Raw genomic sequence first — 14,422 nt, 5'->3', positions numbered from 1 at the left:
AGCCGGACTGGATTACCACTCAGTCCGCACTATAATTCCTATTGCGTGTCTTGGCAAACAGTCTAGGAGATTTCCTCAACAGCCTTTAACCGTTCCTTAGCCTCTTTTGCAGGCTTGATTTCATATGGCGAAAAAACCCGTGAAAAGGTGGCCATCCTTCCACGCATCTTTAATTCCATAATCCCCTCAAGCCCACTCAAGGCAGGCTACGCTGCTCATACAGAATTCCTCCATATAAAGCAGGTTCATACCCCATTCCATCATGATTTCCGGCTAAGAAACCATCACAGATATGGGCCTCCGCGGAAGCAGGGTCAACGCCCACATGCCTTTGCGGATCGCCCCACTACCTTAACTCCCAGCATCGACCCAAGGCTGGGCGCCTCAAGCCAACACAAGGAACTTCATCGATATGCCCTTTGGCGGATTTTTAGGCCCGCCTTCAGGAACGGAGGGCTGACTAGAATACTGCACCATCCCTTATGTACTTATAATATACCATAAACGTCAGACTTCCTCAATTAAACTGTATGCTCAATGATCACGGTTGCTTAAATGGTCAATAAGTGTGAAAAGCTTGGTTTCTCCTACATCAGCTTGTTTTAATGACGATTTAGCCCGAGCGACGTAATGCTCTTTTTGAGTAATTGATCCTTCCAGGCCAAGCATACTTGGATACGTGCTTTTATGGTTCGTCGAGTCACTGCCCACTGGTTTCCCCAATTTCTCCTCATTACCGCTTACATCGAGAATGTCATCCTGAATCTGAAAGATGATCCCCAGCAAGTCCGCTGTTTCTTTTATGGAATTGAGCTGATCCTCTGAAGCTCCACCAATATAGGCTCCAGCCATTAAAGCAAAGCTTAAAAGCCTGCCGGTTTTCAAGTGATGAATTTGTTCGAGATGTTCAAGGGAAATTTTATTCCCTTCACTTTCCATATCCATTAATTGCCCTGCTACCATACCGAGCGCACCACTTGCTGTAGAAAGCTCGTGGACAAGGTATACTTTTTGTTCTGCAGTCAGGTGTTCCGCTTCCATAATCGTCTGAAAGCTTAATGTTAACAAAGCATCTCCAGCCAATATTGCAGTCGCTTCATCAAACTTGCGGTGATTGGTCGGCTGGCCTCTCCGCATATCATCATCGTCCATCGCAGGTAAATCATCATGGATGAGAGAGTACGTATGAATCATTTCCAGGGCTACCGCTACAGGAAGAACTTCCTTTTTATTTCCACCGAATGCTTCACAGGCAGCCATCATAAGAATCGGCCGGAGGCGTTTACCGCCGGCATGAATCGAATACAGCATCGATGTCTTAAGGCTGGTAAGAATGGGCTTTCCAGTTATATAATCATCTAAGTATTCGTTCACCATGCTTTGGCGTTGTTCTAAATAATCGGAAAGTGCCTGATCCACTATTCTTCCTCCTGCACTGAAAAGGGTTCGAATTCACCATGTTCATTCAAAATTTGCTGCATTTGCTGCTCGACACGATTCAACTTTTCACTACAGGTTTTAGACAATTTCATCCCTTCCTGGTAATAATTGATCGCTTTTTCTAGCGGCACATCCCCTTCTTCCAGCTTTTCCACTAGGTTTTCCAATTGCTCGATCGCTTCTTCAAAGCTTAACTCCTTATGACTTTCGCTCATTTTCATCCTCCTCTATTCCCCAAACCTGGCAATCCAGGCTTCCATTTTGCAATTTAACCTGGATCGCCTCTCCTGGTTGCACAGATTCTACACTTTTAATGACGTCTCCGCTCTCATTGAAAGGAATAGCATAACCTCTTTTCATTATTTCGAGTGGGTTAAGTAATGACAACTTTTCAAGTACATTATCAAATTGCTTTTCTTTTTCTCTGATCTGGATACGGAAATCACGAGTTAAGCGCTGACCCAGTACTTCCAGACGCTCACCGGTTTGCTTGATCTGCTTTTCTGGGTGTTGTTGCTGTAACCTGGTCTGTAAGTGTTTTACTTGATCTCGTTTTTGCTTCTTATGGCTTTCTACCCGCTTATTTAATGAATCGAGCAGCCGGTCCAGTTCCTGCTCTTTTTGCCGCATTAATAGTGCAGGATACTTGAATGCATAGGAACGCTGCAGTCGATCCAAGCGTTTCCAGGCAGCTGTCTGCTCCGACTGCAATGCACGCTGGAGCCTTTGGGTTAAAACGGTGATGCGCTGATTTAATTCGATTTGTGACGGCACAGCCAGTTCAGCTGCTCCGGTCGGTGTGGCTGCCCGTACATCGGCGACAAAATCACTGATGGTGTAGTCCGTTTCATGTCCGACAGCAGAAATGACAGGGATCTTGGAAGCGGCTATCGCACGTGCTACGGCTTCTTCATTAAAGCTCCATAAATCCTCGATAGAACCACCGCCTCTCCCTACAATAAGGACATCAAAATTCCCCAACTTGTTGGCATACTCGATTGCTTTGACAATAGAATCTTTTGCTCGTTCTCCTTGTACTAATACAGGGAGGACCGATCGCTTTACCACAGGGTATCGGCGTTCTATGGTAGTCATGACATCGCGGATTGCCGCTCCGGTAGGTGACGTGATGATACCGATATGGTTAGGATAAGGAGGCAGAGGCTTTTTCTCAGCAGGTGAGAATAGCCCTTCCTTTTCTAGTTTTTCTTTCAGTTGTTCGAAAGCGAGATATAAAGCACCAATTCCATCTGGTTCCATTTCATGAATGTACAATTGATACTGACCCATCGGTTCGTATACGCCTACTTCGCCCCTAACCAGCACATTCATCCCGTTTTCAGGGATGAATTTTAAGAACCGATTATTGCCGGCAAACATGACCGCTTGGATCCGAGCTTTATCATCCTTCAAAGACAAGTACATATGCCCACGGCTATGGTGTTTGAAATTGGATATTTCTCCGCGCAACCATACCTCTTTCAAATGGGAATCAGCAGCGAACTTACGCTTAATATATTTTGTCAGTGCGGTAACGGTTAAATAACGATCCTCCACAATCAAAAGCTCCTTTTAATTGATATCATTGATTTTTTTAGCAGCTTTTATGGTGTTATGTAATAACATAGTTATCGTCATTGGTCCGACACCTTTAGGTACTGGAGTCAAATGGGAAGCTATCGGTTCAACAGAGGCAAAATCAACATCACCCACTAGCTTTCCGTCAACCCGATTCACACCGACATCAATGACAACCGCTCCCTCTTTAATATGGTCGCCTTTAACTAGGCCAGCTTTGCCCGCAGCTACAATAACAATATCCGCCTGTTTTGTATGAAATGCTAAATCAGGCGTCTTCGAATGGCAATAGGTAACCGTGGCATCCTCATTCAATAAAAGCTGGCCGACAGGTTTACCTACAAGATTACTGCGTCCTACCACTACAACATGCTTGCCTTTTGTTTCAATTTCAGCTTTTTTTAGCATGACAAGTATTCCATATGGGGTACAAGGATAAAATGTATCCTGCCCTGTCATCATTCTTCCCACGTTTATTGGATGGAAACCATCCACATCTTTAGCAGGATCAATTGCCTCTATAACTTTTTGTTCAGAGATATGATCGGGAAGCGGCAATTGCACAAGGATACCATGTACTGTCTCATCTTTATTCTGTTCCGAAATAAGGTCTAGCAAATCCTGCTCAGAAGTCGTTTCTGGCATCTCAATCAACTTCGATTCCATTCCAACCTTTTCTGATGCTTTTTGTTTTCCTCTTACATAGGAAAGTGATGCAGGGTCCTCTCCGAGAATTATTACAGTAAGGCCTGGTACAATGTTTTTCGCTTTTAATTCTGACACTTCTTGTCTCATTTCTTCACGAAGCTCTGTTGCCAGTTCTTTTCCATATATAATGTTTGCACCCACACGAAACAACCCCTTTATTGTTATTTAGTCATCTTTGATAACACACCGTTAATGAATTTACCAGATTTTTCATCTCCAAAAACTTTAGCTAATTCAATTGCTTCATTGATTGCCACCTGGTCAGGAACATCATCCACATGATCCATTTCATAAACTGCCATACGGAGCAAAGTTTTTTCCACTAAAGGCAGTCGCTTGACGCTCCAATTTTCCAAATGGTCGGCTATTTTATCGTCTAATTCCTGTTTTTTGTCAAAGACGCCATGAACTAATTGTTCCATGAATGCATCGCTATCTGTTTCTTCCAATAAATGGTCAATTGCTTCTTCCATTTCTATATCATTGACGTCTACTTGAAATAATACTTGAAATGCTTTTTCACGAGCAAGGTGTCGTTTCATGTTTCAATCTCCTTTAGGTACTCTTTTACGTTATATCCGTAAGAATGATAACATTTTATCAATTGAAAAGCTATCTTAAACCATAACCGGCCTGTTCTTCGGGTGGGAGTTCGCGAGGGTACACGGCTCCCTCTCCTATCCATTAAAAAGATTAAAGAACCATTCTCTTTTAATATGCAAATCCTCCGTTTTTTTATTAAGGCTCTAAAAGTTGTTGTTAATTTTTCATAATATATTAGGGTAGAAAAGTCGAAGACTTGATTTCGAGATAATATTGGAGTTTAGGGGCTCCCGCGGGAGAAGGGGCTAGGCGAGATTCCACAGGGCTTTAGCCCGAGGAAGCTTGCCAGGTCCCCCGCAGTAAAGAAATGAATGCGTAATCGCCTTGGGAGACACGACACGCATAAGCAGAATAGCAAAAGGGAAGGGCTCTTTCTTCCCGTTGATGGACTGCTTATGTCACGAGTTTCTAGGCGATGAAGCTGGAAAGCGAGTCGTTTCCCAGCTCATCCCAACTCCCCCTTTGTAACGGACCTAACTGAGTCTTCAGCAAAAGGGAGCTTTAACTGTAAAATTAACACTGAGTGGTAACAGTGAAGCAAAACAAAAAGGTCATAGGAGCTTATGTCCTATGACCTTTCTCTAGTTATTCTTCTTCTAAGTCGTCGTCTTCTTTCAATTCCATCTGTACGCCGACCACATGGATATTGATTTCGCTGATCTCAAGAGCTGTCATGTTCATCAATGCCTGACGGATATTGTCCTGAATTTTCTGAGCAGCCCCCGGAATAGAGATGCCATAATCCATTACAACGTACACATCAATGCTGATACCATCTTCTTCAAGCTCTACCTTGACCCCTTTACCATGGTTTTTCTTTCCCAATCGTTCAACCACACCAGAAGCAAAGTTTCCACGCATCGCTGCCACACCTGCAACTTCAGATGCAGCAATTCCCGCAATGACTTCAATAACTTCCGGGGCAATCTCGACATTACCAAGTGAAGAATCACTACTTACGTTCAATAAGCGTTGTTCACTCATTCCGTTCACTCCTTCCCCACTACTCTTCATCCATTATAGGATATTTCTCTAAAAACTTCGTGTTGAAGTCTCCGCCGACGAAAACAGGATGTTTCATCATTCGCTGATGAAATGGGATAGTGGTCTTGATACCATCGACAACAAATTCATCCAATGCCCGGCTCATACGGTTGACCGCTTCTTCTCTTGTACGACCATAAGTAATCAATTTGGCTATCATGGAATCGTAATATGGAGGAATCATGTACCCTTGATAAGCAGCAGAGTCTATACGGACCCCTAAACCGCCTGGTGGAAGGTACATTTGAATTCTCCCAGGTGATGGCATGAAGTCTTTGAATGGATCTTCCGCGTTGATACGGCATTCCATCGCCCATCCTTCAAATGTTATATCCTCCTGGGCATACTCTAGCTTCTCATCGGAGGCAACTTTGATCTGTTCCTTGATCAAATCTACTCCTGTAACCATCTCGGTAACCGGATGTTCTACTTGGATACGGGTATTCATTTCCATGAAATAATAGCTGTTCTGCTGTTGATCGAAAATGAACTCTACTGTACCAGCGCCAGAATAGTCAACAGCTAAAGCCGCTTTAACTGCCGCCTCTCCCATATCAGCGCGCATTTCCGGACTGATTGCTGGTGATGGTGTTTCCTCGATCAATTTTTGCAGTCGACGCTGAATGGAACAATCCCGCTCCCCTAAGTGGATGGCATTGCCGTAATTATCAGCCAACACTTGGATCTCCACATGGCGGAAGTCTTCAATGAACTTCTCAATATAAACACCCGGATTTCCAAAGGCTTTTTCTGCTTCATTTTGGGTGACGCGGATACCTTTGACCAGATCCTCTTCGTCCCGGGCCACACGGATTCCTTTTCCACCACCGCCTGCTGTAGCTTTAATTATGACAGGGTAGCCTATTTCCTCTGCTACTTTGATTCCTTCTTTTTCGTCAGCTATGATACCTTCAGACCCTGGCACAACAGGTACGCCTGCCTCTTTCATCGTTTCACGGGCTACGTCTTTGGTGCCCATTTTTGAAATAGCATATGCAGAAGGACCAACAAAGGTCACATTACACTCATTGCACATTTCCGCGAATTCTGCATTCTCAGCAAGAAAGCCATAACCTGGGTGGATAGCATCTACGTCTGTTAGTTTTGCCAGACTCATGATGTTTGTATAATTTAAATAACTATCCTTACTTAAAGTCGGGCCAATACAGTAGGCTTCATCAGCTAATTGGACATGCAGTGCTTCTTTATCCGCTTCGGAATATATAGCGACCGTTTCAATATTCATTTCCTTACAAGCCCTTATAATACGGACTGCAATTTCTCCTCTATTAGCAATCAACAACTTTTTAATCATATAGCCACCCCCATTAAACCTTCTTTACCCGGAAAAGCGGCTGCCCATATTCAACTAATTCTCCATCCTCTACTAAGATTTCTACAATCTCTCCGGCTACTTCCGCTTCAATTTCATTAAATAATTTCATCGCTTCAACAATACAAACGACAGAATCAGGTTTTACTTTATCGCCTATTTGTACGTATGGATCATTTTCTGGTGAGGAAGCTGCATAGAAGGTTCCCACCATTGGTGAGGTAACTTCTGAATCATAATCAGGCGACGCTGCTGCTGGAGTTTCCTGCTTGTTCTCTTCCTGTGCAGGTTTTTCAGCTGGTTTTTCTGGCGCTTGCTCAACTGGAGCTTGCTTCTCTACCGTCGCTGGAGCAGCAGGTTGTACTGGCTCTGCTACTTGTTGGCTGACAACTTGTCCGCCTTGTTTTTTCATGGTTACTTTCGTTCCGTTCGTTTCATAACAGAATTCATCGATTTTTGAATCATCAATCAATTTTATCAATTCTCTGATTTCTTGAACTTTCAACATAGATGGCACCCCTTGTTTTTTTATTGCGTATTTAATAACAGGTATTAATAACTCCTTCTAACATTCTACGATAAATGTCGTATAAACTTCAACTTTGCTCTAAATGCGTTTTCTAAAAAGGTACCTTGGTCCTTGTTAACAAAAGAACACAAAAAAGCTGCCGAGACTTTCTCGACAGCCTGAGGACTCTTTATGAGGATCCCTTATTTATGAACTGGATGGCTGGAATTTTACCCGGACTGGCTTTTCTCCGAATTCATCCACAGCCATTTTAATGATATTGTTCGTTTCTTTTTTCGAAAGCTCATTAGCTTTAACAGTGACATTAATGACATCGTCTTCCACTCTGACCAGTACATCATCATATTGGGCATTAGCCTGGATGGTAGTTTCTAAAATGGATTCCTTGGTCTGTAGCTCTTGCAGCTGCTGCATTTCTTGAAGTGCATCATTCTTTTCTTCCGTGCTATAGTCACTGGAAGCTACGATATCAGATAATTGCTCATGGTGTTTATCTCTTGCATCTTGTTTCTCCATCCGAATCGCTGCGAACAATTCCTCAGTAGACATCTGAGAGATGGCTGTCCCCTCACCATTTGCATCAGCCGGCATCTCTTCACCGTTTTCGTTCTGGCTCACATCTTCCTCATTGATAAAGGCCATCTCATCGCCTTCTGGTGCAGTCATGTAATATACACTTAATACAATCATCAAACTCAACATCGTCAATAACCAAACGGTTTGCTTTTTAACCATTACGCTTCCCCCTTATTAATTTTTCGGCATAACCGATACCCTGTGGCTCGGTACATCCATTACTCGTGAAACCGCTTCTACTACCCATTGTTTGACTTGCATATGATCCACACCCTTCGCTACCACCAACACCCCTTTAACATTTGGTTTTTTTGTTTGTATCAATAACGGAAGCTCTTGATCGCCCTGTCTAACTAGCACCAGCTGCTGCTCCCGAGAGTAATCCTCAATACTCCTTTCTCCACCATTTTTATCTGACTCTTGGGTTGTTTGTTTGCCAATAATGAGGTTTTTGTCATATAGTTTTTCTTTTGTCGCCCCCAGGTTTACCATCACTTCAACTTCACTTACTCCCTTGATGTTTTCTAACAAGGGCGTAAGTTCTTTTTCATAACTATCTTCCAATTCCTTGATCCCCTCATTCGTATCAGCATTATTAATGGAGGTTTCTGCTGCGGCTCCTGAGTCAGAAGGGGCTGCCAAATCTATGGGGTCCGGGGAAGGTTTCTGGAAGATGTTCCCTACCATCAAGAGCAACAGACCAATCAAACCGATTAGCACGATGTACCCTCGCTTATTCAGCTTTTTCCCATCCTCTTTTTTAAGGAAAGAGAAAATATCCTGCCATTTACTCATTTGCACCCTCCCATTGAATCGTTATTTGATTTTGTTTTAACTGCCAAAGCTGTGCTAAATAGGATGTAATGGCTTCATCCATTTGCTTGTCTCTTTTTTCCTCAGAAGCTTCTAAGTCAATCTCGACCTGGTCTATCGAATCAATCACTTCTTCTTTAGCTAACGTAACAACCACCGATTCGAGATGTTCTATATCCTTCTGCTCCTGAGTAAAGAGAAAATTGATATCCTGTATCTCCACCTCATAGTCTTGAGCCAGCGTTTCTTCAGCTTGAGATTTCATTTGGACAACCATTTGTTCTAATATATATGCATCCTGGGACGCTTGTATTTCATTTTTCTTTGATTCTACTGATTTTTTTAAAGTTTCTTCTTCCATAGTCTGATTCGCGAATATTTGTGCCTGTGTTTGTATCAACTGATTAATATCTGTATTGAATAGCCTGAACAATGGGTTTAAGAAAATCAATACAAGGATTAACGAAATCGCCAGTCTGGCATACTTTTGCATTTTACCGGAAGGGAGCAGGAAATCTATCACCATTGCCAAGAGAAGGAATATTACGATCTCCGTCACCCATTGAATAATGAAAGCCACTGTTTTTTCCTCCTTACCGAACCATCATTGTCAAATTGCTTGCTGCTACTAAAATGGCAATTAACAGGAAGAACATAAAGGTAACTGTTAGTAAACAGGCAAATATATACAGGATATGTTTACTGATGATAGAGATGCTTGTTACGACGGGACCATTTCCGATTGGCTGCAGCACAGCAGCTGCGACTTTGAAGGTAAGTGCAATTGCCAACACTTTTAGTGCGGGAAACAAAGCCAGTCCAATTACAATGATTACTCCAGCCAAGCCAATTGTATTTTTTAGTAATAACGAAGCTCCAAGTACTGTATCGGTAGCATCTGTAAATAGCCTTCCGATCACAGGGACAAAGTTTCCAGTGACAAAACGTGCTGTTTTCATCGCCACCCCATCCTGTATGGCAGTAGCAGCACCTTGAACAGATATGACTCCCAGGAAAATCGTCAAGAAAGTCCCTAACAAACCCAGCCCTACATTTCGTAACAACTGTGCAAGTTGATCGACTTTATATTTATCGGTCAGCGAACTCGTCATCAATAATAATGCAGATAAATAGAAGAGCGGTAGAATCACTTTTGAAATCAGTACCCCGCTCACTTGGATAAGGAAAATAATAATCGGATGAAAAAATGATAAAGACACCATATGACCAAAGGTAGCCATGATACCCAGTAATAATGGAAGCAGGCCAATGATAAAAGCGCTCATGGCATCGATAGCATCACTGGTATAAGATACGGCTAAATGAAAACTATTGAGAGCCAGCATGATCAACACCAGGTATACGATCATATATGCGACCTTGCTTACTGCTGTCTGCTCAAATGCACTTTGTAATGTTTGCAGCACCGTGATGAACAAAGTTAAAAAAATCAAACTTCCCAACAGTTTGCCATTTGCAATCAATTCATGAAAAAAGTATTTGAGAAAACCTGTAAGCCAATCAGTTATCGTAACCTCTGAGGTCTGCTCGGCCATCTCTTTGATATTCATCTGTTTCAACTCGGGTAAATAACCACCATATTCACGAACGATCGAACTCCAGTATTCATTCAATTCACGAAAATCAATGTTTTCCATTAAAGGTTCAGGTCCTGTCGGATGACTTACTTCAGCGAAGGTTTGTCCTGCAGGGATTAACAAGAAGAATAAGATTAATAATAGCGAGACTAAGGAGGGCTTTATCATTTCTGCCCATCCCCCTTCTTTCATCATTATCCAGGAAAGAAACCTAAAATCGCTTCGATCAGTGCAGTGAGAATTGGTATGGATAGAAGGAGAATGAATACCTTACCTGCCAATTCAATTTTCGAAGCGATGGAAGATAACCCTGCATCTTTAGTTAAGTGAGCACCAAATTCTGCGATATAAGCAATCCCTATAATCTTTAAAATCGTTTCTACATACATCCCATGAATGTTTGCTTTTCCAGCCATATAATCGATCAATAAGAAAATATGGGAAATCTGTTGAATCAGAGTCAGAAAGATAATCAAGCCTGTAAAAATAGCAAGCATGAACGCAAGTGAGGACTTCTGTTCTTTCAATAACAAAATCAATATACTGGACACAATACTGATTGCGACGATTTGTAAGATATCCATACAAGACTATCCCTGGAATAAAAATACCGATTTGATTTGCTGAAATAGATCAGCAAGACCATTCAGAACAATGAAGAGTACAATGATAAACCCGACCAGGGTAACCACTTGAGCGATTTCTTCTTTTCCCATCTGCTTCAATATGCTATGAATCATTGCTACGATAATTCCAATACCTGCAATTTGAAATAATACAGTGGCATCTTGAATCACAGTCTTCGGCCTCCTCCTTAGATGAGTAACAACACGATAAGTAAACCAGTCAGGAATCCTAATCCTTTTACGGTTTTGTTGTATTGATGATAAATGCCTAAAGCGTCTTCCAGTTCTCTATCTAAATGACTCAAAGCCAATTGGACTTGTTTCTTTTGGTGCAAGAGATCCTGTTGTCCAAGCGTTTGTCCAAATTGCTTCAATATCTCTTTTTCATTTTCTCCCAGGGAGGTGTACCCCCAGTGACGATCTAATTCTTTCTCCCATAATTGACTGAAGTCTAAACCAGATGTGTTTTTTGCTGAAGCCAAGTCTCGAAAGAACCACGAAATCGGATCTTGCATCTGTTTAGATAGGTATTTACATGCTTCTAAAAGTGGTGTCTGCCCATATACCATTTCAGCTTCGAGCATCTGCAATGCATGCTTCCATTGCTTAATTTGTCTTGGGCGCTGTTTGAACTTACGAGCAACCTCAAATCCCACCCATGTTGTGGCGGCTAGTAATAACAGGGCTCCGATCCACTTCATTCGCACTCCCTCCTGCAGTCACATCCATGATGTTTTCAATTTCATTCAAAATCACAGCTTTGCTTGCCGGTCGGTTGAATTCCTTACGCAAAATGATAAACCTCTTAAATACCCGTTGATCTAAAAGCTGTTTAATAGATGGACGCTTTCTCAATTCATCTAAACTGTTTCCATGAACCGTGCAATATAATGTCACGCCAGCATTAATCGCCTCCTGGATAGCGTCTACATCCCTTTGATGTCCTATTTCATCAACCACCAGCACCTCAGGTGACATGGACCTGATCATCATCATCATGCCTTCAGATTTAGGACAGGCATCCATGATGTCCGTACGCCTCCCTAGATCCAGCTGGGGCACACCATGAATACTTGCCCCGAGTTCAGACCTTTCATCAATAACAGCGACCTTCTTAGCTCCCACTCCCTTCCAGCCTGTACTGATGTGGTAAGTGATATCTCTCAGGAGTGTTGTTTTTCCTGTTTGTGGTGCTCCTATTATCAATGTATTGCAGTAGTTTCCTTGATGAATAAGGCGCTCCATCAATGATCGGGCTGCTCCACGACTTTCCCTTGCCACTCTTATGTTGAAAGAAGCGATATAACGGATGGCTTGGACAGTTCCATTGGTGGTATTAACTTTGCCAGCCAATCCGATACGGTGTCCCCCTTCAATGGTGATAAACCCTTCTCGTAATTCATCCTCAAGTCGGTACAAAGAAAATTGACTAACCTGGTTAAGAATATGATTCTTTTCTGTCTCTGTAGGTATCAATCGTTCTATCCATTCATAGCGTTGATGGTAGACCAGTTCGACTGGTTGTCCAACACGAATTCTAATTTCCTGAACAGAACTCCAGTCCACATCTTTTTCAAGGACCGGCTGCATTACTTCAGGAAATAACCCTATGATCTCTCTCAATAAAACCACACCCCATCCACCAACTCTTTAATGTAAATGTATGCACTACAAAAATGTATATGACCATCAAAAGCGGAAGCGAACGTTCAGCCATGGACTGTACTGAATCGTAGGAGATAAAGAAAAACAAGGAGCGAAGCGAAGCGATTTCGCCTTATCTTAGGGAGGAGAAGGAAGTACACGAGCCGGAGAAGACTTGCTTTACTTGCTTTGCTGACTAATGGTAAACATGGTAAAGCTTATACCCATAAAAAAACACGCCACGATTCAGAATCGTGACGTGCTGCGTTATTTCTATTTAATTATCCGCGGGAAACATATTTCCCATCCGATGTATTGATGATTAGTGTATCTCCTTCATTGACGAAGAAAGGAACCTGCACAACCAAACCAGTTTCAACTGTAGCAGGTTTAGTTCCGCCACTGGCAGTATCACCTTTAACACCTGGCTCTGTTTCCGTAACTTTAAGCTCTACGTTATTCGGTAATTCAACACCAATGACTTCCCCCTGATACGTTTGAATACTGACTTCCATATTTTCTTTCAAAAATTTCAATTCGTATTCAATTTGATTTGTTTGAAGTTCCAACTGTTCATACGTATTGTTATCCATAAATGTATGAGCATCACCGGAGGAATATAGATATTGCATTTTATTTGTTTCGATATGTGCCCGTTCTACTTTTTCCCCACCACGGAATGTTTTCTCCTGGATATTACCATTTCTCAGGTTTCGAAGCTTGGATCTAACAAATGCTGCTCCTTTCCCAGGTTTAACATGTTGGAATTCTACTACGGACCAGATTTCCCCATCTACTTCGATAGTTAATCCAGTCTTAAAATCATTTACTGAAATCATTTAAATTCTCTCCTTTTCCCAGGTTTAGCCTATAAGGTAATTAATTCTTTCGGTGATTTGCTTAGTCGTTCATTACCTGTATCAGTAATCAATGCATCGTCTTCAATTCTGCATCCGCCAACTCCTGGAACATAAATCCCAGGCTCTACGGTTACCACCATACCAGCTTCTAATACTTTGTCGCTGCGATGTGATAATCCTGGTCCCTCGTGGACATCAAGTCCAATACCATGACCGGTAGAGTGGCCAAAATATTCTCCATATCCTTTTTCCTTGATGTAATCCCTCGTCAATGCATCCGCTTCTTTACCCGTAATTCCTGAAGCGAGACCATCCATTCCACGTAATTGAGCTTCCAATACTGTGTCGTATATCTTCTTCAGTTCATCGCTTATTTCGCCTACAGCGACGGTACGTGTTATATCGGAACAATACCCCTTATATAGGGCACCAAAATCTAATGTTACAAGCTCTCCAGACTGGATTTCTTTTTCTGAGGCTACTCCATGTGGATAAGCAGAACGTTCTCCTGAAGCTACGATGATATCAAAACTGGATGAAGTAGCTCCTTGTTTACGCATGAAGAATTCAAGTTCATTAGCCACATCGATTTCTCTTATCCCAGGTTTGATATAGGTTAAAATGTGTTCAAAAGCATCATCTGCAATTTTGACAGCATCCTTTAATATACTAATCTCTTCCTCCGTCTTTATCAACCTTAATTTCTCAACCAAGCCTGATGTAGGCACCAATTCTGCCCCGAATTTCTGCTCATATTGGCGGTGGTTCCCATATGTAAGAAGATCTTGTTCAAAACCTACTGTTTTTAGACCCAATCGATCTACTTGATCAGCGATCTCTTCTACTAAAGTTTTTTTATGCTCGACAATCTTATAACCTTTTGCCTGCTCTTCTGCTTGTTGAGTATAACGGAAATCAGTGATGAAAAGAGCGTCTTCCCCAGTAATTAATACGGCCCCAGCGCTACCGGTGAAACCAGTAAGATAACGACGGTTCTTGTCACTCGTTACTAACAGTGCATCTATATCCATATCCTGAATGCTTTGTCTAATTCCCCGAATTTTATCCAT

Annotated in this window: 18 protein-coding genes; all 18 read right to left on the bottom strand. The window is 42.1% G+C overall.

Annotation, left to right across the window (positions count from 1 at the left end):
- Positions 1 to 534: 534 nt before the first annotated feature.
- The 18 genes from BLV00_RS17600 to BLV00_RS17515 all read right to left on the bottom strand — a co-directional run bounded on the left by BLV00_RS17600 (position 535) and on the right by BLV00_RS17515 (position 14,422).
- On the bottom strand, positions 535 to 1,419 hold the full coding sequence (locus tag BLV00_RS17600; protein ID WP_245729006.1) for a polyprenyl synthetase family protein: 885 nt from the start codon (positions 1,417 to 1,419) through the stop codon (positions 535 to 537).
- Positions 1,419 to 1,655 (bottom strand): exodeoxyribonuclease VII small subunit, encoded by a 237-nt coding sequence (locus BLV00_RS17595; protein WP_093046270.1) that lies wholly within the window; start codon positions 1,653 to 1,655, stop codon positions 1,419 to 1,421. Before BLV00_RS17595 ends, BLV00_RS17600 begins: the two co-directional genes overlap by 1 nt.
- Positions 1,639 to 2,997 (bottom strand): exodeoxyribonuclease VII large subunit, encoded by a 1,359-nt coding sequence (gene xseA / locus BLV00_RS17590; RefSeq protein ID WP_176791699.1) that lies wholly within the window; start codon positions 2,995 to 2,997, stop codon positions 1,639 to 1,641. The genes BLV00_RS17595 and xseA overlap by 17 nt, the downstream gene beginning before the upstream one ends.
- A 15-nt stretch (positions 2,998 to 3,012) precedes the next feature.
- Positions 3,013 to 3,867, bottom strand: a complete 855-nt coding sequence (gene folD / locus BLV00_RS17585; RefSeq protein WP_093046269.1) for a bifunctional methylenetetrahydrofolate dehydrogenase/methenyltetrahydrofolate cyclohydrolase FolD — start codon at positions 3,865 to 3,867, stop codon at positions 3,013 to 3,015.
- 20 nt (positions 3,868 to 3,887) lie between these two features.
- Complete coding sequence (nusB, locus tag BLV00_RS17580) at positions 3,888 to 4,268, bottom strand: transcription antitermination factor NusB (RefSeq protein ID WP_093046268.1); 381 nt, start codon at positions 4,266 to 4,268, stop codon at positions 3,888 to 3,890.
- A gap of 646 nt (positions 4,269 to 4,914) precedes the next feature.
- On the bottom strand, positions 4,915 to 5,313 hold the full coding sequence (locus BLV00_RS17575) for an Asp23/Gls24 family envelope stress response protein (RefSeq protein ID WP_093046267.1): 399 nt from the start codon (positions 5,311 to 5,313) through the stop codon (positions 4,915 to 4,917).
- A 19-nt stretch (positions 5,314 to 5,332) separates the two neighbouring features.
- The gene (gene accC / locus BLV00_RS17570; protein WP_093046266.1) at positions 5,333 to 6,688 is read right to left on the bottom strand and encodes an acetyl-CoA carboxylase biotin carboxylase subunit; all 1,356 of its coding nucleotides are present in this window, start codon (positions 6,686 to 6,688) and stop codon (positions 5,333 to 5,335) included.
- A 13-nt stretch (positions 6,689 to 6,701) separates the two neighbouring features.
- Complete coding sequence (accB, locus tag BLV00_RS17565) at positions 6,702 to 7,214, bottom strand: acetyl-CoA carboxylase biotin carboxyl carrier protein (RefSeq protein WP_093046265.1); 513 nt, start codon at positions 7,212 to 7,214, stop codon at positions 6,702 to 6,704.
- A gap of 207 nt (positions 7,215 to 7,421) precedes the next feature.
- On the bottom strand, positions 7,422 to 7,970 hold the full coding sequence (locus tag BLV00_RS17560; protein ID WP_093046264.1) for a SpoIIIAH-like family protein: 549 nt from the start codon (positions 7,968 to 7,970) through the stop codon (positions 7,422 to 7,424).
- 15 nt (positions 7,971 to 7,985) lie between these two features.
- On the bottom strand, positions 7,986 to 8,606 hold the full coding sequence (spoIIIAG, locus tag BLV00_RS17555; RefSeq protein ID WP_093046263.1) for a stage III sporulation protein AG: 621 nt from the start codon (positions 8,604 to 8,606) through the stop codon (positions 7,986 to 7,988).
- Positions 8,599 to 9,204 carry a stage III sporulation protein AF gene (gene spoIIIAF / locus BLV00_RS17550; RefSeq protein WP_093046262.1) on the bottom strand — a complete coding sequence of 202 codons (606 nt, stop codon included), beginning with the start codon at positions 9,202 to 9,204 and terminating at the stop codon, positions 8,599 to 8,601. The genes spoIIIAG and spoIIIAF overlap by 8 nt, the downstream gene beginning before the upstream one ends.
- A gap of 13 nt (positions 9,205 to 9,217) precedes the next feature.
- A complete protein-coding gene (spoIIIAE, locus tag BLV00_RS17545; RefSeq protein ID WP_093046261.1) occupies positions 9,218 to 10,390 on the bottom strand; it encodes a stage III sporulation protein AE in 1,173 nt (390 codons plus the stop codon).
- 26 nt (positions 10,391 to 10,416) lie between these two features.
- Positions 10,417 to 10,806: a stage III sporulation protein AD gene (gene spoIIIAD, locus BLV00_RS17540; RefSeq protein ID WP_028783176.1), complete on the bottom strand. Its 390-nt coding sequence runs from the start codon at positions 10,804 to 10,806 to the stop codon at positions 10,417 to 10,419.
- Positions 10,807 to 10,812: 6 nt separating this feature from the next.
- Positions 10,813 to 11,019: a stage III sporulation protein AC gene (spoIIIAC, locus tag BLV00_RS17535; RefSeq protein WP_028783177.1), complete on the bottom strand. Its 207-nt coding sequence runs from the start codon at positions 11,017 to 11,019 to the stop codon at positions 10,813 to 10,815.
- Between the two features lie 17 nt (positions 11,020 to 11,036).
- Positions 11,037 to 11,549 carry a stage III sporulation protein SpoIIIAB gene (gene spoIIIAB, locus BLV00_RS17530; RefSeq protein WP_093046260.1) on the bottom strand — a complete coding sequence of 171 codons (513 nt, stop codon included), beginning with the start codon at positions 11,547 to 11,549 and terminating at the stop codon, positions 11,037 to 11,039.
- Complete coding sequence (gene spoIIIAA, locus BLV00_RS17525; protein ID WP_093046259.1) at positions 11,494 to 12,480, bottom strand: stage III sporulation protein AA; 987 nt, start codon at positions 12,478 to 12,480, stop codon at positions 11,494 to 11,496. The genes spoIIIAB and spoIIIAA overlap by 56 nt, the downstream gene beginning before the upstream one ends.
- Before the next feature lie 293 nt (positions 12,481 to 12,773).
- Positions 12,774 to 13,331: an elongation factor P gene (gene efp / locus BLV00_RS17520; protein WP_028783180.1), complete on the bottom strand. Its 558-nt coding sequence runs from the start codon at positions 13,329 to 13,331 to the stop codon at positions 12,774 to 12,776.
- Between the two features lie 29 nt (positions 13,332 to 13,360).
- Positions 13,361 to 14,422, bottom strand: coding sequence for a M24 family metallopeptidase (locus tag BLV00_RS17515; protein WP_093046258.1), 1,062 nt, complete (start codon positions 14,420 to 14,422; stop codon positions 13,361 to 13,363).

The organism is Thalassobacillus cyri (assembly GCF_900107755.1).
GTDB classification, from domain to species: domain Bacteria; phylum Bacillota; class Bacilli; order Bacillales; family Halobacillaceae; genus Thalassobacillus; species Thalassobacillus cyri.
The sequence above is the reverse complement of the archived record's forward strand: the minus strand, read 5'-3'. Positions and strand labels throughout refer to the sequence as shown.